Origin of the sequence: Actinobacillus succinogenes 130Z, from assembly GCF_000017245.1 — a bacterium.
In the GTDB taxonomy this organism is placed as follows: Bacteria; Pseudomonadota; Gammaproteobacteria; order Enterobacterales; family Pasteurellaceae; genus Exercitatus; species Exercitatus succinogenes.
Genome location: NC_009655.1, coordinates 994,036 through 1,013,739 on the forward strand (window position 1 = coordinate 994,036; position 19,704 = coordinate 1,013,739).

General features: G+C 44.8%; 19 protein-coding genes and 1 tRNA gene. 13 read left to right on the plus strand and 7 right to left on the minus strand.

What is annotated here, in order from left to right; all coding sequences use genetic code 11:
- The first annotated feature begins 52 nt into the window (after positions 1–52).
- The 6 genes from lptC to proA all read left to right on the plus strand — a co-directional run bounded on the left by lptC (position 53) and on the right by proA (position 4,705).
- Positions 53–646, plus strand: a complete 594-nt coding sequence (gene lptC, locus ASUC_RS04805) for an LPS export ABC transporter periplasmic protein LptC (protein WP_041834612.1) — start codon at positions 53–55, stop codon at positions 644–646.
- Entirely contained in the window at positions 630–1,142 is a 513-nt protein-coding gene (gene lptA / locus ASUC_RS04810; protein ID WP_012072672.1) for a lipopolysaccharide transport periplasmic protein LptA, read from the plus strand. The genes lptC and lptA overlap by 17 nt, the downstream gene beginning before the upstream one ends.
- Positions 1,143–1,153: 11 nt before the next feature.
- A complete protein-coding gene (gene lptB, locus ASUC_RS04815; RefSeq protein WP_012072673.1) occupies positions 1,154–1,879 on the plus strand; it encodes an LPS export ABC transporter ATP-binding protein in 726 nt (241 codons plus the stop codon).
- Between the two features lie 3 nt (positions 1,880–1,882).
- Positions 1,883–2,389 (plus strand): PTS IIA-like nitrogen regulatory protein PtsN, encoded by a 507-nt coding sequence (gene ptsN, locus ASUC_RS04820; protein WP_012072674.1) that lies wholly within the window; start codon positions 1,883–1,885, stop codon positions 2,387–2,389.
- 17 nt (positions 2,390–2,406) lie between these two features.
- On the plus strand, positions 2,407–3,270 hold the full coding sequence (rapZ, locus tag ASUC_RS04825; protein WP_012072675.1) for an RNase adapter RapZ: 864 nt from the start codon (positions 2,407–2,409) through the stop codon (positions 3,268–3,270).
- A gap of 184 nt (positions 3,271–3,454) precedes the next feature.
- Positions 3,455–4,705, plus strand: a complete 1,251-nt coding sequence (proA, locus tag ASUC_RS04830; protein ID WP_012072676.1) for a glutamate-5-semialdehyde dehydrogenase — start codon at positions 3,455–3,457, stop codon at positions 4,703–4,705.
- 47 nt (positions 4,706–4,752) lie between these two features.
- Here proA and ASUC_RS04835 read toward each other — a convergent pair.
- Positions 4,753–4,829: transfer RNA gene (locus ASUC_RS04835), tRNA-Met, on the minus strand.
- An 84-nt stretch (positions 4,830–4,913) separates the two neighbouring features.
- Positions 4,914–5,321 (minus strand): DNA polymerase III subunit psi, encoded by a 408-nt coding sequence (locus ASUC_RS04840; protein WP_012072677.1) that lies wholly within the window; start codon positions 5,319–5,321, stop codon positions 4,914–4,916.
- Positions 5,322–5,382: 61 nt separating this feature from the next.
- Here ASUC_RS04840 and rsmC point away from each other — a divergent pair, with 61 nt between their 5' ends.
- Positions 5,383–6,384 carry a 16S rRNA (guanine(1207)-N(2))-methyltransferase RsmC gene (gene rsmC / locus ASUC_RS04845; RefSeq protein ID WP_012072678.1) on the plus strand — a complete coding sequence of 334 codons (1,002 nt, stop codon included), beginning with the start codon at positions 5,383–5,385 and terminating at the stop codon, positions 6,382–6,384.
- Positions 6,385–6,492: 108 nt separating this feature from the next.
- On the opposite strand, the gene manA is transcribed toward rsmC, so the two are convergent.
- The 5 genes from manA to manX form a co-directional block, all read right to left on the minus strand.
- Complete coding sequence (gene manA, locus ASUC_RS04850) at positions 6,493–7,701, minus strand: mannose-6-phosphate isomerase, class I (RefSeq protein WP_012072679.1); 1,209 nt, start codon at positions 7,699–7,701, stop codon at positions 6,493–6,495.
- A gap of 10 nt (positions 7,702–7,711) precedes the next feature.
- Entirely contained in the window at positions 7,712–8,164 is a 453-nt protein-coding gene (locus ASUC_RS04855) for a DUF986 family protein (RefSeq protein ID WP_012072680.1), read from the minus strand.
- A 69-nt stretch (positions 8,165–8,233) separates the two neighbouring features.
- The gene (locus tag ASUC_RS04860; protein WP_012072681.1) at positions 8,234–9,070 is read right to left on the minus strand and encodes a PTS mannose transporter subunit IID; all 837 of its coding nucleotides are present in this window, start codon (positions 9,068–9,070) and stop codon (positions 8,234–8,236) included.
- Positions 9,071–9,083: 13 nt separating this feature from the next.
- Positions 9,084–9,884, minus strand: a complete 801-nt coding sequence (locus tag ASUC_RS04865) for a PTS mannose/fructose/sorbose transporter subunit IIC (protein WP_012072682.1) — start codon at positions 9,882–9,884, stop codon at positions 9,084–9,086.
- Positions 9,885–9,895: 11 nt separating this feature from the next.
- Entirely contained in the window at positions 9,896–10,864 is a 969-nt protein-coding gene (gene manX, locus ASUC_RS04870; RefSeq protein WP_012072683.1) for a PTS mannose transporter subunit IIAB, read from the minus strand.
- A 264-nt stretch (positions 10,865–11,128) separates the two neighbouring features.
- On the opposite strand from manX, the gene ASUC_RS04875 reads away from it, so the two are divergent.
- The 6 genes from ASUC_RS04875 to lpdA all read left to right on the plus strand — a co-directional run bounded on the left by ASUC_RS04875 (position 11,129) and on the right by lpdA (position 19,673).
- Entirely contained in the window at positions 11,129–11,332 is a 204-nt protein-coding gene (locus tag ASUC_RS04875) for a glycine zipper 2TM domain-containing protein (protein WP_012072684.1), read from the plus strand.
- Between the two features lie 117 nt (positions 11,333–11,449).
- Complete coding sequence (locus tag ASUC_RS04880; RefSeq protein WP_012072685.1) at positions 11,450–12,763, plus strand: NCS2 family permease; 1,314 nt, start codon at positions 11,450–11,452, stop codon at positions 12,761–12,763.
- Between the two features lie 18 nt (positions 12,764–12,781).
- Positions 12,782–13,279 (plus strand): hypothetical protein, encoded by a 498-nt coding sequence (locus tag ASUC_RS10995; RefSeq protein WP_012072686.1) that lies wholly within the window; start codon positions 12,782–12,784, stop codon positions 13,277–13,279.
- A gap of 307 nt (positions 13,280–13,586) precedes the next feature.
- On the plus strand, positions 13,587–16,247 hold the full coding sequence (gene aceE, locus ASUC_RS04890) for a pyruvate dehydrogenase (acetyl-transferring), homodimeric type (protein WP_012072687.1): 2,661 nt from the start codon (positions 13,587–13,589) through the stop codon (positions 16,245–16,247).
- A gap of 60 nt (positions 16,248–16,307) precedes the next feature.
- Positions 16,308–18,191, plus strand: coding sequence for a pyruvate dehydrogenase complex dihydrolipoyllysine-residue acetyltransferase (aceF, locus tag ASUC_RS04895; protein WP_012072688.1), 1,884 nt, complete (start codon positions 16,308–16,310; stop codon positions 18,189–18,191).
- A gap of 57 nt (positions 18,192–18,248) precedes the next feature.
- On the plus strand, positions 18,249–19,673 hold the full coding sequence (gene lpdA, locus ASUC_RS04900; protein ID WP_012072689.1) for a dihydrolipoyl dehydrogenase: 1,425 nt from the start codon (positions 18,249–18,251) through the stop codon (positions 19,671–19,673).
- The last annotated feature ends 31 nt before the right edge of the window (positions 19,674–19,704 follow it).

The window sequence follows — 19,704 nt, forward strand, 5'->3', positions numbered from 1 at the left end:
AAAATATGCTATTATTCACCATTATTTTTTTATCAAGAGTATGATTCGGTTGATGAATTTTCGTTGGAATTTAATTTTAGGTGTGATTGCATTAGCGTTGCTGGCTTGGTTTTATAGTTTAAATCAAGAAGACGGTTCGTTAAATCATCTTATTAAAAGATCTGACAGTCCTGAGTATATCGGGCGGAATATGGAGACAACTATTTTCTCTCCTACGGGTCAAAAGCAGTATATTGCCAAGTCGGATAAAGTAGAATACTACAGTGAAGACGGACATACGGATTTTTTTAATCCCGTCGTGTTTGTGTTGGATGATCCGACTTCCGACGAATCAGAACAAAGCGAAACGGATTTAAAGCAAAGCTGGAAATTAACTGCGGTCAAAGCGAAACTAACCAAAGATAATATGTTGAATTTAACCGGCAGGGTGGTGGCGCAAAGTTTATTGCCGGAATCCCGTTTGCAACGGGTGGAAAGCGAACGTGCGACGGTGAATTTAACTACTCAGGACATTACTTCGGATAAAGAAGTAACAATCCGTGGTCTGAATTTTGTCAGTTCGGGACTAAAATTGGACGGCAATCTGAAACAGCAAATTGCAACGTTAAAGGAACAAGTGAAAACTCATTATGAAATCAACAAATAAAATTTTACTGGCGGCAGTCTTATTAATGACGTCCTTGTCTGTCGCCGCTTTGAAAGGTGACACCGATAAACCGATTAATATCGATTCAGGTAATCAGGAATTAGATATGGAGAACAGTGTAGTGACATTTACCGATAATGTGGTGATCACTCAGGGTTCTATTTTAATTAAAGCGAACAAAGTGGTGATTACCCGCCCGCCGGAAAATTCCGGTAAGAAAGAAACGGTGGATGCATACGGTTCGCCCGTCACTTTTCATCAGATGCTGGATGACGGCAAACCGGCCGACGGTAAGGCCAATAAAGTCCATTATGATTTGGGCACGGAATTTCTTACCTTGACGGGAAATGCCGAATTAAAACAGCTGGATAGTAAAATTAACGGTGATGTTATCACGTATGATGTGAAAAAACAGCAGCTTAAAGCCACCGGCAGTGCGAAATCCCGCGTACGTACCGTTTTAATTCCGGCTCAATTAAACGATAAGAAGAAGTAAGGAGACGATGAATGACCGTTCTTTATGCCGAACATTTAGCGAAAAGTTATAAAGCGCGTAAAGTCGTTTCCGATGTGAGTTTTACCGTACGTTCCAATGAAATAGTGGGCTTACTCGGGCCGAACGGCGCCGGAAAAACCACCTCTTTTTATATGGTGGTGGGCTTAGTCCGTCACGACGAAGGTAAGATTCGTATCGATGACGAAGATATCAGTCTGTTGCCTATGCACAATCGGGCGCAAAAAGGAATCGGTTATTTACCGCAGGAAGCATCGATTTTCCGTCGTTTAAGCGTTTATGATAATTTAATGGCGGTGCTGGAAATTCGTAAAGATTTAACGCCGGAGCAGCGCCATGATCGCGCCCAAGAGTTAATTGAAGAATTTAATATCGAACATATTCGCGATAGCCTGGGACAGTCTTTATCGGGCGGCGAACGTCGTCGGGTGGAGATAGCGCGGGCGTTGGCGGCAAATCCGAAATTTATTTTATTGGATGAACCTTTCGCCGGGGTGGATCCCATTTCGGTTATCGATATTAAAAAAATTATTAAGGATTTACGGGATCGCGGTTTGGGTGTGCTTATTACCGACCATAATGTGCGTGAAACTTTGGATGTATGCGAGCGCGCTTACATTGTCAGCGCAGGGCAAATGATTGCGACGGGAACACCGGCGGAAGTCATGAACAACGAGCATGTAAAACAAGTATATCTCGGTGAGGGATTTAAATTATAAGCTATGAAATTTACCGAATTATTAACGCCCGACAATATACGTCAGGGCGTTGTTTCTTCCAGTAAAAAAGCGTTATTGGAATTTATCGGACGAATTGTCGGCAAGCAAGTGGATTTGGAACGATTTAGTAGTCTAAAGTGTTTCGAGAGTTTGTTCGGTCGAGAAAAAATGGGATGTACCGCTATCGGTAACGGTGTAGCGATGCCGCGTGCACGGTTGCCGGCGGGAGATAAACCTATCGCTGTTTTTTTACAATTGGCCGAGCCGGTAGATTACGATGCGCCGGATAAACGTAAAGTGGATCTCATTTTAGCGGTATTGGTACCGGAAGATATGTGTGCAAGTTATAGTGCGAATTTATCCGAATTATCGGAAAAATTGACCGATAAAAGTCTGACTAAAAAACTGCGCGCAGCACAAAGTGCGGAGGATATTTGGCAGGTTTTTAAATTTGCCGATGTTTATTTGGATGAGGGCGGCAAAGAGGAAGCTGCCGTAACAAACAATTAGTTTTTAGTAGGCGAATTATGGAACTCATTATTATCAGTGGGCGTTCAGGAGCGGGTAAGTCAGTTGCATTACGTGCGTTGGAGGATATCGGTTATTATTGTGTCGATAATCTGCCGATTGATTTACTGCCTCAGTTAGCCGATATTCTCTCGCAAAGTCAGGCTTCTGCTGCGATTAGTCTGGATATTCGAAATTTACCGAATTCCAGCCAGCATCTGGATGAAATTTTGACGGAATTAGAGAATAAACACCAAATCAAAATTATCTTTTTAGACGCGGATCGCAGTACGCTGATTCGACGTTATAGCGATTCCCGTCGCCTTCATCCGCTATCCGTTCAGAATCAGGACCTCAGTCTGGAGGCCGCCATTGATGCGGAACAGATTCAACTTGATCCCTTAATTCAGCACGCCAATTTGATTATTGATACGGCAGTGCTTTCTACTCACGAATTGGCGGAAAGATTACGCGAATTTTTGCGGGGTAATTCGGATAAAGAACTGAAAATCGTAGTGGAATCTTTTGGTTTTAAATACGGCTTACCATTGGATGCCGATTATGTTTTCGACGTTCGCTTTTTGCCTAATCCCCATTGGAATCCGTCATTGCGGCCAATGACAGGGCTGGAACAGCCCGTAATTGATTTTTTATCCAAATATGAAGATGTGGCGAATTTTATTTATACCACTCGGAATTATATCGAAACCTGGTTGCCTATGCTGGAACGAAACAACCGCAGTTACTTAACTATTGCCATCGGTTGTACCGGTGGAAAACACCGTTCGGTTTATATTGCGCAACAGTTGGGCGAATATTTTCAGGATAAAGGCAAGCATGTGAAGATTCAGCATAAGTCTTTGGAAAAGCATAAAAACAGATAAACTTAACATTGTTTAGAGAGCCTCTGATTTTTCTGAAAAAGAATCAGAGGCTTATTTTTTGTGAAATAATCTGAGAATGTATTTCTCTATTTAGCGTATTGAATTTTAGCTCTTTTTTGACCGTACTTTTTTTATATTTTAAGATCGGGTATGCTGTAAAAAAAATCGAATAGGGATAAAAATAATGACGAATTTAGAGGTAATGGGAAAAGCGGCACGTCAGGCGGCATTTGAATTAAGCCAGTTGTCCGCCGGAGATAAAAATTACGCATTGCAAATGATTGCGGAACAGTTGGAATCTCAGCAGCAACAGATCTTAGCGGCAAATGCGCGTGATATTGATGAGGCGCGGATAAACGGATTAAACGACGCTATTATCGATCGTTTATTGTTAACGCCGGAGCGTCTGCGAGGCATAGCAAACGATGTACGTCATGTCATATCATTGGCGGATCCGGTAGGCAAGTTAATTGACGGCGGTATACTGGACAGCGGTTTGAAGTTGGAACGGATCCGCGTGCCGGTGGGCGTAATCGGTACAATTTACGAAGCGCGTCCGAATGTCACGATTGATGTGGCAAGTCTTTGTCTGAAAACCGGCAATGCGGTGATTTTGCGCGGCGGTAAAGAAACCCGCCATTCTAACCGAATCTTGGTGGAAGTGGTGCAAAATGCCCTGGAGAAGGCGGGACTGCCAAAAACAGCCGTGCAGGCGATTACCGATCCCGACCGTGCGCTAGTAATGGAATTGCTGAAATTGGATCGTTACGTAGATATGATTATTCCGCGCGGCGGTGCCGGTTTACACGCATTGTGCAAACAGCATGCTACGATTCCGGTAATTATTGGCGGAATCGGCGTTTGTCACACTTTTGTTGAGCAAAGTGCGGATCAAAATCGTGCGATTTCGGTCATTAAAAATGCTAAAACCCAGCGTCCGAGTACGTGTAACACGTTGGAAACCTTATTGATACAGGAAAGTATTGCGCATGAATTTTTACCGAAACTGGCCGCCGAATTACCGGTAAAATATTATGCCGATAAAACGGCGTATTCTATTCTGCACCACGCCGGAGCGGAGGTTTTGGCGGTGACAGAGGATGATTTGCGTAAAGAATGGTTATGCACAAATTTGAATGTAGTGATTGTGCAAGATATTGAAGCGGCGGTAGCGCATATCCGTGAATACGGTAGTCAGCATTCCGAAGCGATTTTAACGGAATCCCTGCAATTGGCGCGTCGGTTTGTGGCTCAGGTGGATTCGGCTGCGGTTTATGTGAATGCCAGTACGCGTTTTACCGACGGAGGACAATTCGGGCTGGGAGCAGAGGTTGCCGTCAGTACACAAAAACTGCATGCGCGCGGCCCGATGGGATTGGAAGCGTTAACCACTTATAAATGGGTGGCGACAGGTGATTATACGGTGCGAAGTTAGTAATAGAAAAGCAAAAAGGCGTTCTTCAGGAACGCCTTTTTTAAATCTGGTTGCGGGGGCCGGATTTGAACCAACGACCTTCGGGTTATGAGCCCGACGAGCTACCAAGCTGCTCCACCCCGCGTCCGATGGGGGTAATATACTCGTTTCAGCACATATTGCAAGGAAAAATTGAAAAACAGTGTTCGTTTGCGGTAAAACTGTACAATCAAAGCTTACAGATCTGCTTCCACAGCGCTCGTTTGAGTTTTCCGTCGGCACTGAGCCGAGTTAAATCGGCAGACTGCCAGATCTTCTCGGCCTGTTTACACAGAGGCAAAGTGCGGTCGATTTTTTCCTGATTTTCAGTTAAGACCCAATATTTAAGCGGATGCCGAATATTCAAATGGGATATGTGAGCGAAATCGGTAAACAGGCATTCGGATTGGTTTAATTCAACGCTGCGTAAAATATCTTGCAGTAAACAATTCTGACGCTCGGGCAGGTTATCGGAAATAACGATAAGCCGAATATTTTCGGAAATAGGAATATTCACCGCACCTTTCAATACGTCGGGACGAACGAGTTCCCACTGAATAATGCCCATTTCGCATAAGATAAAATCACGTTTGTTCATTCGGCTTCCGTTTTCTATTATAATGCCGATAATTTTAACCTATCTCCCAGGATTTCCCAACATGATTTCTCTTGAAAGCCAAGTTTTAGAACGCCATTTGTCGATTTTTGCCGATAAAACACTGTTATTTGCCGGTGGTGTAAATGATGATTTTCCCGTTCAGATTCAGAAAATAGCCAAAACCGTAACGGTATGGTCTTGGTATTTTGATTATGCGAATGCACAGGGTCGGAAAAGTGCGGTCGATTTTTCGCCCGTTTGCGACACACAGGTGGATGTGATTGTGTATTACTGGACGAAAAATAAAGCGGAAGTGCAGTTTCAGTTAATGCAACTACTGGCGAACGGGCGGGATAATCAGGAAATTTTGATCGTTGGCGAGAATCGCTGCGGTGTGCGTTCGGCGGAGAAAATGCTGAGCGCTTTCGGCGATATCGGAAAAATAGATTCGGCTCGTCGTTGCGGGCTGTACCATTTCCGTTTGAAAAAACGACCGCACTTCGATATCAATGCCTATTGGAAAACCTATCGAAATCCTAAATTGGACGCGTTAACCGTTTACAGCCTGCCGGGGGTTTTCAGCGCCGACGAATTAGATGGGGGGACCGAATTATTGTTATCTACGATTAACACCCATATTCGCGGCGATGTGCTGGATTTGGGATGCGGAGCCGGTGTTCTCGGCGCTTATGTAAAACAACAAAACCCGCAGGCTCGGGTGATGTTGACGGATATTCATGCTATGGCACTGGCGTCTGCCGAGCGTACTTTAGCAGAAAATCGTTTGGCGGGTAAGGTGTTGGCGAGCGACGTTTTTTCCCATATTCAGGGTAAGTTCGATCTGATTATTTCCAACCCGCCGTTTCATGACGGTATCGGTACCGCCTACCGCGCAGTGAGCGAATTGATTAAAGAGGCGCGTTGGCGATTAAAAGAGGACGGCGAATTGCGCATTGTGGCAAACGCCTTTTTGCCGTATCCCGATTTATTGGACGAACATTTCGGCAGTCACCAAGTGTTGGCGAAAACTAATAAGTTTAAGGTTTATTCGGTTTGCGCTTAGATTTATGTGGAATAACAATCCGCACCTTAATCAGTTGGTAGTTTAGTTCAACTTTTGGGGTGCAGATCAGTTTCGGCGGATTTCTTGCTGTTCGATAATACGATACGTTTATGACGGTAATTTGGCTAATACGCAATAACCGTTTTCTATACCGGTGATTCGGTAACCGGTTTGCGCACAGATGAAAGCGGACTCGCCTTGTTTTAATTCAAGTGTCGTGGTGTTTTCGGTTAACCGTAACACGCCCTCCATCACACATAAAATCGTGCCGTTTTGGGCCGTGCCGTTTACACTGAAACCCGAATCGAAACGAACATTTTCCAGCGCGAAATCCCGTGCCGGCGTCTGATATGTGAATGAACCGGTATGTTGCGGGGCGGCGGGAATAATTTCAGGTTCCACTTCGCGACAATCCACTATTTTCAATAATTCGGAAATATCCACGTGCTTGGGTGTTAAACCGCCGCGAATTACGTTATCGGAACAGGCCATTAATTCGATATTCTGTCCGCGCAGATAAGCGTGGGGAAGTCCGGCATCTTGAAATATGCCTTCGCCCGTTTGGAGGTGTACGATATTGAACAAATAAAAGCACATTAAGCCCGCATCCAGTTTATCGCGTGCTATTGCCATGGATTCGGTGACGTAACAAATCCAGTATTCGGGCTGATGTAAATCCAGTTTATCTTCCCGGTAAGCGGCTTGATTCGCATCTAAAACCGGTAATAACCAAGCAGCCAACTCGGATTGCGGTGCCCGCATAATATCCGCATAAAAGTCATGCAGACTTTGGTTTGCCAGTTTATCCGCAAGTGCGGTCAAACTCGGCTGAGTTTTTAACGCGGCAAGGATTTTAGCTTTGGTTTTGAAACCGTGTAGCAACCAGAAATCCGATAATGCAATCATCATTTCCGGTTTGTGGTTGCTGTCTTTGTAAGTCCGTTGCGGATCGGTTAACGGCACACCACGGGCATTTTCCTCCGCAAAGCCTGCTTCCGCTTGTTGTTTGGTAGGATGCAACTGAATGGAAAGCGGTTTTTTTACATCCAGAATTTTCAGTAAATAAGGCAGTTCGTCACCAAAAACTGCACGATTTTGCTCACCAAGTGCAGTCGGATTTTGAGTTAAAAATTCGGTAAGCGACTGTAATTTACCGTCGACTTTAATCGTTGACGGAGAAGAAATATGCGCGCCAAGCCACCATTCGGCGTATTGGGTATGAGGTTGTTTATTGAGGTGAAGCAGGCGAGGAAGATAATCTTCACCGCCCCAAACATAATGTTGTAACGTTCCGGTTAGAGGATAAATGCCTGTCATTGAAAGTCCTTTATTTATAGCCGCCGAGTAGTGCAACGACCGCATCGGTATCCGCCCGATTAGTGAGTTGAGCTATCATGCGCTTGCCGTTTTTGAGATCGAAAACCAGTTTGTAATCGTTCGCTAAATTAATCGCGTGGATTTTATCAAAAGTGATGAAAATATTCTCAAAGAAAAATCCGTTATGTTTAATCACTAACATCGGCGTACGGAAAAAAGCGGTATAAAGGCTGAGAAGAATCAGAAAACCGAGTAAGTAAAGCGTGAAGGGTTCGATTTGTCCTTCCGATTGCCAAATGATAATACCGATTAAAGCGATAAAAATCAGACTATCTAATTTCGTGCGTTTTTTTAACCGCACTTTTAAATGTGTTTTGCCTTTAAGTCGATCGATACCGAATTGTTCGAAAAATGCGTAGGCGAAATAGGCGACAATGGAAAGGATTAAGAGGGTGTTAATCATGATGTTTATTTAATGATTTGTAGTGTAGGGGCGAATTATATTCGCCCCTCATAAAAAGTGCGGTCGAAATTATGCAAGAATTCCGGTCCATGCCCCTAAAATACCGATGACGAAGAAGCCGACGATAATCCAGAGGGCATTCACGCGATTACGTAATAACCACATACAGGCGAAGGTGAGCAATAACGCGAGTAAACCCGGCATTAAGCTGTCCAGAATGGTTTGTACGGTAGTGATTTCGGTTGTACCGTCTTGTTTTTGAATGGTGGATACTACAAGCGGTACATTAATACTGGTCCATTTTTGTACCAGAGCTCCCATAATAAATAAACCGAGAATGGAAGCGCCTTCAGTAAGTTTTTGCAGTAAGCCGCCGCTCATATCTTTTACGACGTCCAAACCTTTTTTATAGCCGTAGGTTACGCCGTAGTAACGGGTGGCTAAACGGACTAGGTTAAATAAGACAAAGAATAACAACGGTCCTAAAATGCTACCGCTTAAGGCAAGACCGGCACCTAATGCCGCGAATACAGGACGCGCTGTGCCCCAATAAATCGGATCACCCACGCCAGCTAACGGCCCCATTAAACCTACTTTGATACCGTTGATTGCCGCATCGTCGATTTCTTTACCGTTCGCTCGTTCTTCTTCCATAGCGATGGTAACGCCTAATACCGGTGCCGCAACGAAAGGCTGAGTGTTAAAAAATTCAAGATGACGTTTTATAGCATCTTTACGTTCTTGGGAATTAGGATCCGGATATAAACGTTTGATCACCGGAGATATCGAGTACATAAATCCTAATGCCTGCATACGTTCAAAGTTCCATGACCCCTGGAAAAGGTTAGAACGAAGAACAACAGAATTTAAATCACTTTGCGTTACTTTTTTGATTTCGGTTGTCATTTTGTTTTCCCTATTAATCTAATCTGTTGTCAAGGTCATTGTTAGCTGCCGCCGTTACGACCACTTGTTGACTTTTGTTATATTTCGGATGAATCTGGATGTAAATTACCGCCATGACGGTACCTAATACACCAAGCGCCACTAAGTTGAAATCGGTAAATGCCGCAATAACAAAACCTGCATAGAAGAATGGCATTAAATGACCGGCACGCATCATGTTGATAACCATGGCATAACCCACAACGGCGATAAATCCGCCCGCAATCTTAAGACCGGTAGTCACCACTTCTGGAATGGCGTTTAACATGGTTTGTACCACATCGGTACCCGCCGTTAATGCTACGATTAAAGCCGGAATTGCAATACGCATGGCCTGTAACATCAACGCACCGAAATGTAACCAGTCCAAACGGGCTAAGTTACCGTCTTGTACGGATTTATCCGCTGCGTGTTGGAACCCCACGGTAATGGCGCGTACGACATAAGTTAATACCTGACCGGCAGCCGCAAGCGGAATGGCGACAGCGATACCCGTTGAAATATCCTGTTTACCTACGATAACGAGGATGGTTGAAATGACGGAAGCTAATGCCGCATCGGGTGCCAGTGCCGCACCGATGTTCATCCAGCCTAAAGCTAATAGCTCAAGGGAACCGCCGACGATAATCCCGCTTTTCATATCGCCTAATACTAAGCCGATTAAGGTACAGGCGATTAACGGACGGTGAGTTTGGAACTCATCAAGAATTGAACCTGCACCGCATACGCAGGATACGAGGAACACAAGGATGACTTGTAAAGTTGAAATTTCCATATTTGTTTACCTTAAATTAAATTATTTTTCTTTAATAAATCCATCATATATTGACGTGCGTCATTGGAGACTTTACGTACATCCAATTCAATGCCTTTCGCATCAAGTGCTTTGAATGCCGCAATATCTTTGTCGTCCACAGAAACGGCGCTGGTGATCATTTGTTTACCGTCTTTATATGCCATACCGCCGATATTGATCGATTTAAATTCTACACCGGCTTCCATTAATTTCACCACATCGGAGGGATTAGTGAATAATAACATCATACGTTCGTCGGCATATTCCGGATTATTATAAACGCGGATCATTTTATCCACGCCCACCACATGAGCCGTTACGCCGGGAGGCGCTACGCTTTTTAACATGGTGGAACGCACGGAATCTTTCGCCACGTCGTCGTTTACCACCACGATACGGGTTACACGGCTTTCTTTTGTCCAGCGGGTTGCTACTTGTCCGTGAATCAAGCGGTCGTCGATACGCGCCAAACCGATCACTAGATGTCCTTCTTTATCGGTTACTACGGCCGGTGAAGCTTGAGTTTGCGCAGCCGCAGCTACCGCCGGTTTTTCTTCAGGTTGATTGTTTAACGCTTTAATGCCCGTTGAACCCGATTCGAGCGCGACTTCCACCAATTCTTCCAGGCTTTCTACATCGTCACGTGCCATGCAGGTATTCACCAGCATTGGAATGTTGACACCGGCTACCACATCCATACCGGCTTTTCCTTCCTGGAAGCGATTTGCCGCATTAAACGGACTGCCTCCCCACATATCAACTAAAAACAGAATTTGCTTGCAACTTGACAGCGATCCTTCTACTAAAGCTTGATATTTGTCTATAATCGTTTCGGCATTTTCCCCGGGAACGAAGTCAATGGTCGCCACATTTTCCTGCTCACCAATCAACATCTCGGTAGTTTTCAGCAGCTCTTTAGCCGCCGTACCGTGAGTTGCGATGATAATCGCGATAGTCATAACCGACTCCTTTGTTAGTTTTCAAAATTGTCCGTATTCTAAAGATAATTAAGTTGCTTTGCACGTTTCAGCGATAGTTATTTTCTGAAAATTTGAACTAGATCACATTTTCTGTTTTGTTTGACGAAAAAGTGGTCTAAATTTAAACGTAAAAAATACAACTGTTTTTGATATTGACAGTGAACTTTTGAACCTTTATTTTGTCTCATGCAGTGTAAGCAGGGGGTCCCGTTTACGTTACTCGGAAAAATGGAGTTTATTTGAATGAAAACAATCGTAAAATTATTCGCAGTTGCATTGGTTGCGACTGCAGTTACAGCATGTGGCGGTATGAGTAAAACACAAAAAAATACCGCCATCGGAGCGGCTGTCGGCGGTGTGGCCGGTAATGTAATCGGTAATTCGACCGGTGCGACGCTGGGCGGCGCGGCATTAGGCGGTTTAATCGGCAGCCAAATCGATAAATAGAGCAAATATTATTTGATAGTAAAAAGACCTGCTTCGGCAGGTTTTTTTATGAGCAAAATAGGGTAGAATACGCGCAATTTTTGTTAATCGTTCTTTATTTAATCATATAGGATAGTTATGTCTCTAGAAAAAACTTTCGAACTTACGGCTCGTGGCTCTAATGTTCGTCAAGAAATTATTGCGGGATTAACCACGTTTCTCGCCATGGTGTATTCCGTAATTGTGGTACCGAATATGCTGGGTGCGGCCGGTTTTCCGGCCGAAAGCGTCTTTATCGCCACTTGTTTGGTGTCCGGTTTGGGATCTGTTTTAATCGGTTTGTGGGCGAATGCCCCGATGGCGATTGGTTGCGCCATTTCCTTAACCGCTTTTACTGCATTCAGCTTGGTATTGGGGCAGCAAGTCAGCATTCCCGTAGCTCTCGGTGCCGTATTCCTAATGGGCGTGATATTTACCTTAATTTCGGCAACAGGTATCCGTTCCTGGATTTTGCGTAATTTACCTGCAAGCATTGCACACGGCGCCGGCATCGGTATCGGTTTATTTTTATTGCTGATTGCAACGAGCGGAGTAGGCATTATAAAAGCCAGCGGAACCGGTACTCTTGTCGCATTAGGTGATTTTACCTCATTCCCCGTATTAATGGCGTTGATTGGTCTGGCGTTGATTGTCGGTTTGGAAAAATTGCAGGTAAAAGGCGCAATTTTATGGGTGATTATCGCTATTACGATTATTGGTTTGATGTTCGATCCAAATGTAATATTCAGCGGTAAAGTCTTTAAGATACCAAGTTTCGGTGAAAAATCGCTTTTCCTTGCATTGGATATTCCGGGGGCGCTACAGCCGGCAATTTTACCTGTAGTTTTCGCTTTAGTTATGACGGCGGTATTTGATGCGACGGGAACTATTCGTGCCGTGGCGGGGCAAGGTAATCTGCTGGATAAAGACGGGCAAATTATTAATGGTGGCAAAGCGTTGACATCGGATTCCGTCAGTAGTATTTTTTCAGGCTTATTCGGTACGGCTCCGGCGGCGGTTTATATTGAATCAGCCGCCGGAACTGCGGCAGGCGGTAAGACCGGAATTACCGCCATTGTGGTGGGATTGGGTTTTCTGCTGATGTTGTTTTTCCAACCGTTGGCAACACTTGTTCCGAATTATGCAACCGCACCGGCATTGATGTATGTGGGATTGTTAATGCTCAGTAACGTCGCTAAATTGGATTTTGACGATTTCGTCGGCGCAATGTCCGGATTGGTTTGTGCGGTATTTATTGTATTGACCGCCAATATCGTTACGGGTATTATGCTAGGGTTCGCTACGTTGGTTATCGGACGTATCGTTTCCGGCGATATGAAAAACTTGAATGCGGGAACAGTGATTATTGCCGTTGCATTGGTTGCGTTTTATGCATTTGGGTGGGCTATTTGACTAAATAAGGGATAGTACATGAAAAACTTATTAAAAATGGGTGCGGTTGCACTGTTTGCATTAACTTTGGCTGCTTGTAACAATGAAGATCCGAAAGCCGATTACAAAAAATTGGTCGAATGGAATCAGCAACAAGCCGAACCGCAACAAAAAATCGTTGCCGAATTACAACAGAATATTGCGACTGCAAAAGCGAATGCAAATGCGCAAGCTGCGGATGAAGCGATTAAAACTTATGAAGCGGGTACCGATGCAATTATTCAATCACTTGATAAAGTTGAAGTGAAAAGTAAAGAAATCGCACCTTTTAAAGCAAAAACCAAAGATGTTTTATTACGTTCTAAAGCGGTGACGTCGGCAGGCGCTAAATCCGCCATTGCACAACCTTCTCCGGAAGAAATGCAAAAAATTCAGGGAGAGGTGGCCGATTTACAAAAAGCTGTGAAAGAATTTGCCGAACTTGGTGCCGAATTAGATAAAAAATACGGTGAGCAACCGGCCGCTGCAGCAAAATAATTCACTATTTCACTTAACCCTTTAGTTTTATACTGAAGGGTTTTTTTATTATGTTAAATAGAGTTTGAACGTTGTAAGTTGTTAGCGTTATTTTTCTGTTAAATATACTGTATTTCCGCACGAAAGTGCGGTCGAAAATTGGTGCATTTTCATCAAAATGTAATAAAATTGTTAAAAATATGAAATTTAGCTATCTTTAGCTCAAATTTTTTTATAAAATTTATTTGATTTGTTAAGTATTTAGTGATCATCCGTGTTTAGGCTTGCGGTCTAAATGATTTATCAACTAATTAAGAAGGAAAAAACTATGTCAGAAATGTTAAAGAATGACGTAGATCCAATCGAAACTCAGGATTGGTTATCAGCTATCGATTCCATTATTCGCGAGGAAGGCGTTGAACGCGCTCAGTATATTATTGAGAAACTAATGCATCACGCACACGGTCAGAATGTCAGTTTGCCTGTCGGCGAAGCAATTACCACGGATTATGTCAATACTATTCCGCTTTCAGAACAACCTGCTTATCCGGGCAATTTAAAAATTGAACGCCGCATTCGTTCCGCTGTACGTTGGAATGCGATTATGGCGGTTCTGCGCAGTCAGAAAAAAGATCTTGATTTAGGCGGCCATATTTCTACTTATCAAGCGGCCGCAACTATGTATGAGGTTTGTTTTAACCATTTCTTTAAAGCGGCTACCGAGCAAGACGGCGGTGATTTAGTATTTTTCCAAGGCCATGCCGCACCGGGTATGTATGCACGCGCATTTTTAGAAGGCCGTATTACTGAAGAGCAAATGGATAATTTCCGTCAGGAAGCGTTTGCCGACGGTTTATCTTCTTATCCTCATCCGCGTTTAATGCCCGAATTTTGGCAGTTTTCTACCGTTTCTATGGGATTGGGCCCGGTAAATGCCATTTATCAGGCTCGTTTTCTGAAATATCTTGCCAATCGCGGTTTGAAAGATACTTCTAACCAAAAAGTCTATGCTTTCTTAGGCGACGGTGAAATGGATGAAATCGAATCTAAGGGAGCATTAGCTTTTGCTGCCCGTGAAAAATTAGACAATTTGATTTTCACAATCAGCTGTAACCTGCAACGTTTAGACGGTCCGGTCGACGGTAACGGTAAAATCGTACAAGAATTAGAAGGATTATTTACCGGTGCGGGCTGGGAAGTGATTAAAGTCATGTGGGGCAGCAACTGGGATAGATTATTCGCTAAAGATACCTCCGGTAAATTGACTCAGTTGATGATGGAGGTTCTGGACGGCGATTACTTAACCTTTAAATCTAAAGACGGTGCTTACGTTCGCGAACACTTCTTCGGTCGCTACCCTGAAACCGCAGCGTTAGTGGCGGATATGACAGACGATGAAATATGGGCATTACGCCGCGGTGCGCATGATGCGGAAAAAATGTATGCGGCATATGCTAAAGCGCAAACTGCCGGCAGACCGGTTGTCATTTTAGCTCACCAAGTGAAAGGTTATAAAATTCCTGAAGCGCAAAGTAAAAATACCGCTCATCAATCGAAAAAAATGTCTCAACAAAGCCTTAAAGGTTTCCGTGACTACTTCCAGTTACCATTAACGGATGAGCAGGTTGAAAACTTAGAATACGTTAAATTCCCTGAAGGTTCTGACGAATATAACTACCTGCACGGTCAACGTAAAGCGTTAAACGGTTATTTGCCGGCACGTCGAGCAAAATTCGATACTGAGTTTAAAGTGCCTGCATTAACGGACTTCGCCCAGTTGTTAGACGCACAAGCGCGCCCGATTTCAACGACTATGGCCTTTGTTCGCGTATTGAATACTTTACTGAAAGATAAAAATATCGGTAAACAAATCGTACCGATTATTGCGGATGAAGCGCGTACTTTCGGTATGGAAGGTTTATTCCGTCAAATCGGTATTTATAATCCGCACGGACAAAATTACGTACCTTCGGACCGGGATTTAGTGGCTTATTACCGAGAAGCGAAAGACGGTCAGGTATTGCAGGAAGGAATTAACGAATTAGGTGCGACTTCATCTTGGGTTGCCGCCGCAACATCTTATTCCGTAAATAATTTGCCGATGATTCCGTTCTTCGTTTATTACTCCATGTTCGGTTTCCAACGTGTAGGCGATATGATGTGGTTAGCCGGCGACCAATTAGCCCGCGGCTTCTTTATCGGCGGTACTTCCGGCCGTACGACATTGAACGGCGAAGGTTTGCAGCATGAAGATGGTCACAGCCACATTCAGTCGTCGGTGATCCCGAACTGCGTATCTTATGATCCGGCATTCGCGTTTGAGGTTGCGGTGATTATGCAAGACGGTATTAACCGTATGTACGGTGAAAAACAAGAAGACGTGTTCTACTACATCACCACATTAAATGAAACTTATGATCAACCGGCAATGCCGGCCGGTGCCGAAGAGGGTATCCGTAAAGGTATCTACAAATTTGAAACCGTCGGTAAAGGCGAAGCGGCAGTTCAATTAATGGGTTCCGGCGCAATCTTACGCCATGTTCGTGAAGCGGCTCGAATTTTGGCTGATGACTACGGTATTACTTCCGATGTATTCAGCGTGACGTCATTTACCGAAGTCGCCCGTGAAGGTGCGGAAGCGGCTCGTTGGAATTTATTACATCCGACCGAACAACAACGCGTACCTTACATTGCGCAAGTGATGTCCGATAAGCCGGCCGTTGCCGCAACCGACTACATGAAACTTTATGCGGAACAGGTTCGTGCGTTTATTCCGGCACAAAATTATCACGTATTAGGTACCGATGGTTTTGGTCGCTCGGACAGCCGTGCAAACTTACGTGAGTTTTTCGAGGTGGATGCACATTATGTGGTGATTGCCGCACTATCGCAATTAGCGAAACAAGGCAAAGTCGATGCGAAAGTGGTGGCGGAAGCCATCGCTAAGTACGACATTAAAGCAGATCGTGCAAATCCGTTATACGCATAATAAAGAGAAACTGCGGTCAAAATAATGAGAATTTTGGCCGCACTTTAAAAGGAATAAATCATGTCAAAACAAATTCAAATTCCAGATATTGGTGCGGATGAAGTTACGGTTACTGAAGTGATGGTAAACGTGGGTGATATCGTTGAAGTCGATCAATCGATTATTAATGTAGAAGGCGATAAGGCATCAATGGAAGTTCCTTCTCCGGAAACCGGCGTCGTGAAAGAATTATTAGTGAAAGTCGGTGATAAAGTCACCACCGGCACTCCGATGTTTATATTGGAAGCCGCAGGTTCAGCCTCCGCAGCACCTACACCCCAGGCCGAAGTCGCTCCGGCAGCGGCACCTGCAGTTGCCGAAGTGAAAGATGTGCACGTACCGGATATCGGCGGTGACGAAGTCAACGTAACCGAAATCATGGTAAAAGTCGGCGACACGGTGACGGAAGAACAATCATTAATCACCGTTGAAGGCGATAAAGCGTCAATGGAAGTACCGGCGCCGTTTGCCGGCGTGGTGAAAGAAATCAGCGTGAAATCCGGCGATAAAGTGTCAACCGGTTCATTAATCATGAAATTCGAAGTAGCGGGTTCCGCACCTGCGGCTACAGTTGATCAACCTGCGGTAGCGGCTCCGGCGGCATCTGCAGCGGCCGCGGTAAAAGATGTTAACGTACCGGATATCGGCGGTGACGAAGTCAACGTAACCGAAATCATGGTAAAAGTCGGCGACACGGTGACGGAAGAACAATCATTAATCACCGTTGAAGGCGATAAAGCGTCAATGGAAGTACCGGCACCGTTTGCCGGCGTGGTAAAAGAAATTATCGTGAAATCCGGCGATAAAGTGTCAACCGGTTCATTAATTATGCGCTTTGAAGTAGCGGGAGCAGCGCCAGCAGCCGCACCTGCACCGGTATCTCAACCTGCGGCAGCGGTTCCGGCGGCACAATCCGCACCTGCCGCCGCCCCTGTATCCGCGCCGGCAGCCAGTCAGGATGCGGTAACATCAAGCGCAACATTTGTCCATGCAACACCGGTCGTTCGTCGTTTAGCGCGTGAATTCGGCGTGAATCTGGATAAAGTAAAAGGTACCGGTCGTAAGGGACGTATCTTGAAAGAAGACGTTCAGGAATATGTGAAAAATGCCCTTAAACAACTGGAAAGCGGTGCTGCGACAGGTGCGGCAAATGGCGCCGGTTTAGGCTTGTTGCCATGGCCGAAAGTCGATTTCAGCAAATTCGGCGAAGTAGAAGAAATCGAATTGACCCGTATCAACAAGATCTCCGGTGCAAATCTGCATCGTAACTGGGTGATGATTCCTCATGTAACCCACTTTGATCGCGCGGACATTACGGATTTAGAAGCGTTCCGTAAAGAACAAAATGCTTTAGCGGAAAAACAAAAACTGGGTGTGAAAATTACACCGGTTGTGTTTATTATGAAAGCGGTGGCAAAAGCCTTAGAAGCGTTCCCGCGTTTCAACAGCTCAATTACCGAAGATGCGCAACGTCTGATTCTGAAAAAATATATCAATGTCGGCGTAGCGGTGGATACACCGAACGGTTTAGTGGTACCTGTATTTAAAGATGTTAACAAAAAAGGCATTATCGAACTTTCCCGCGAATTGATGGAAGTTTCGAAAAAAGCCCGTGAGGGTAAATTAACCGCATCCGATATGCAAGGCGGTTGTTTCACCATTTCCAGTATCGGCGGTTTGGGTACGACTCACTTTGCACCGATTGTTAATGCGCCTGAAGTGGCAATTTTAGGGGTATCTAAATCCGAAATGGCTCCGGTGTGGAACGGTAAAGAATTTATGCCGCGCTTAATGCTTCCGTTGTCATTATCTTTCGACCACCGAGTGATCGACGGTGCGGACGGTGCACGCTTTATTACTTTTATTAACGGTGTGCTTTCCGACTTACGTCGCTTAGCCATGTAATGGTTATTCCGAAAAGTGCGGTGAAAAATCCGCACGTTTTTGAATTGAGGAAAACAAATGAGCAAAGAAATTAAAACACAAGTTGTCGTGTTGGGTGCAGGTCCTGCGGGGTATTCCGCCGCATTCCGTTGTGCGGACTTAGGATTGGAAACCGTATTGGTCGAACGCTATTCAACGCTTGGCGGAGTATGCTTAAACGTGGGCTGTATTCCATCCAAAGCCTTATTGCACGTGGCAAAAGTAATTGAAGATGCTAAACACGTCGAACACCACGGCGTAGTATTCGGTGAACCGACAATCGATTTGGATAAAATCCGAGCCGGTAAAGACGGCGTGGTAGGCCGTTTAACCGGCGGTTTGGCCGGTATGGCAAAAATGCGTAAAGTTACCGTAGTGGAAGGCTTGGCAAAATTTGCAGATAGCCACACCCTGGTGGCGACGGATCGTGAAGGTAATGCGACTACAATTAAATTTGACAATGCGATTATTGCGGCGGGTTCTCGTCCGATTCAACTTCCGTTTATTCCGCATGAGGACCCACGCGTTTGGGATTCTACGGATGCCCTCGCGTTACGTGAAGTACCGAAAAAATTACTCGTTATGGGCGGTGGGATCATCGGTCTGGAAATGGGAACGGTTTACAGTGCTTTAGGTTCGCAGATAGATGTGGTGGAAATGTTCGATCAAGTAATTCCTGCGGCGGATAAAGACATCGTTAAGATCTTTACTAAACGTATCGAAAATAAATTTAACTTATTGCTTGAAACCAAAGTAACTGCCGTTGAAGCGAAAGAAGACGGTATTCATGTTTCCATGGAAGGTAAAGCGGCAAACGAAACCCGTGTTTATGATGCAGTATTGGTGGCTATCGGCCGTACACCGAACGGTAAGCTGATAGATGCGGAAAAAGCCGGAGTAGAAGTGGATGAACGCGGCTTTATCCGTACCGATAAACAAATGCGCACGAATGTGCCGCACATTTATGCTATCGGCGACATTGTCGGACAACCGATGTTAGCGCACAAAGGCGTACATGAAGGTCATGTTGCTGCCGAAGTAATTGCGGGCAAAAAACACTATTTTGATCCTAAAGTAATCCCTTCCATCGCTTATACCGAACCGGAAGTGGCTTGGGTAGGTAAAACCGAGAAAGAGTGCAAAGCTGAAAATCTGAATTATGAAGTGGCGACATTTCCATGGGCGGCATCCGGTCGTGCTATCGCCTCCGATTGTGCTGACGGTATGACGAAATTGATTTTCGACAAAGAATCGCACCGTATTTTAGGTGGTGCGATTGTCGGTACTAATGCCGGCGAATTACTGGGTGAAATCGGTTTAGCCATCGAAATGGGTTGCGATGCGGAGGATATTGCCTTAACTATCCACGCCCACCCGACTTTACACGAATCGGTCGGTTTGGCGGCGGAAGTATTTGAAGGCTCCGTTACGGATTTACCAAATGCGAAAGCCAAGAAAAAATAATCTGTAAAAACAGTAAATAATTTGACCGCAC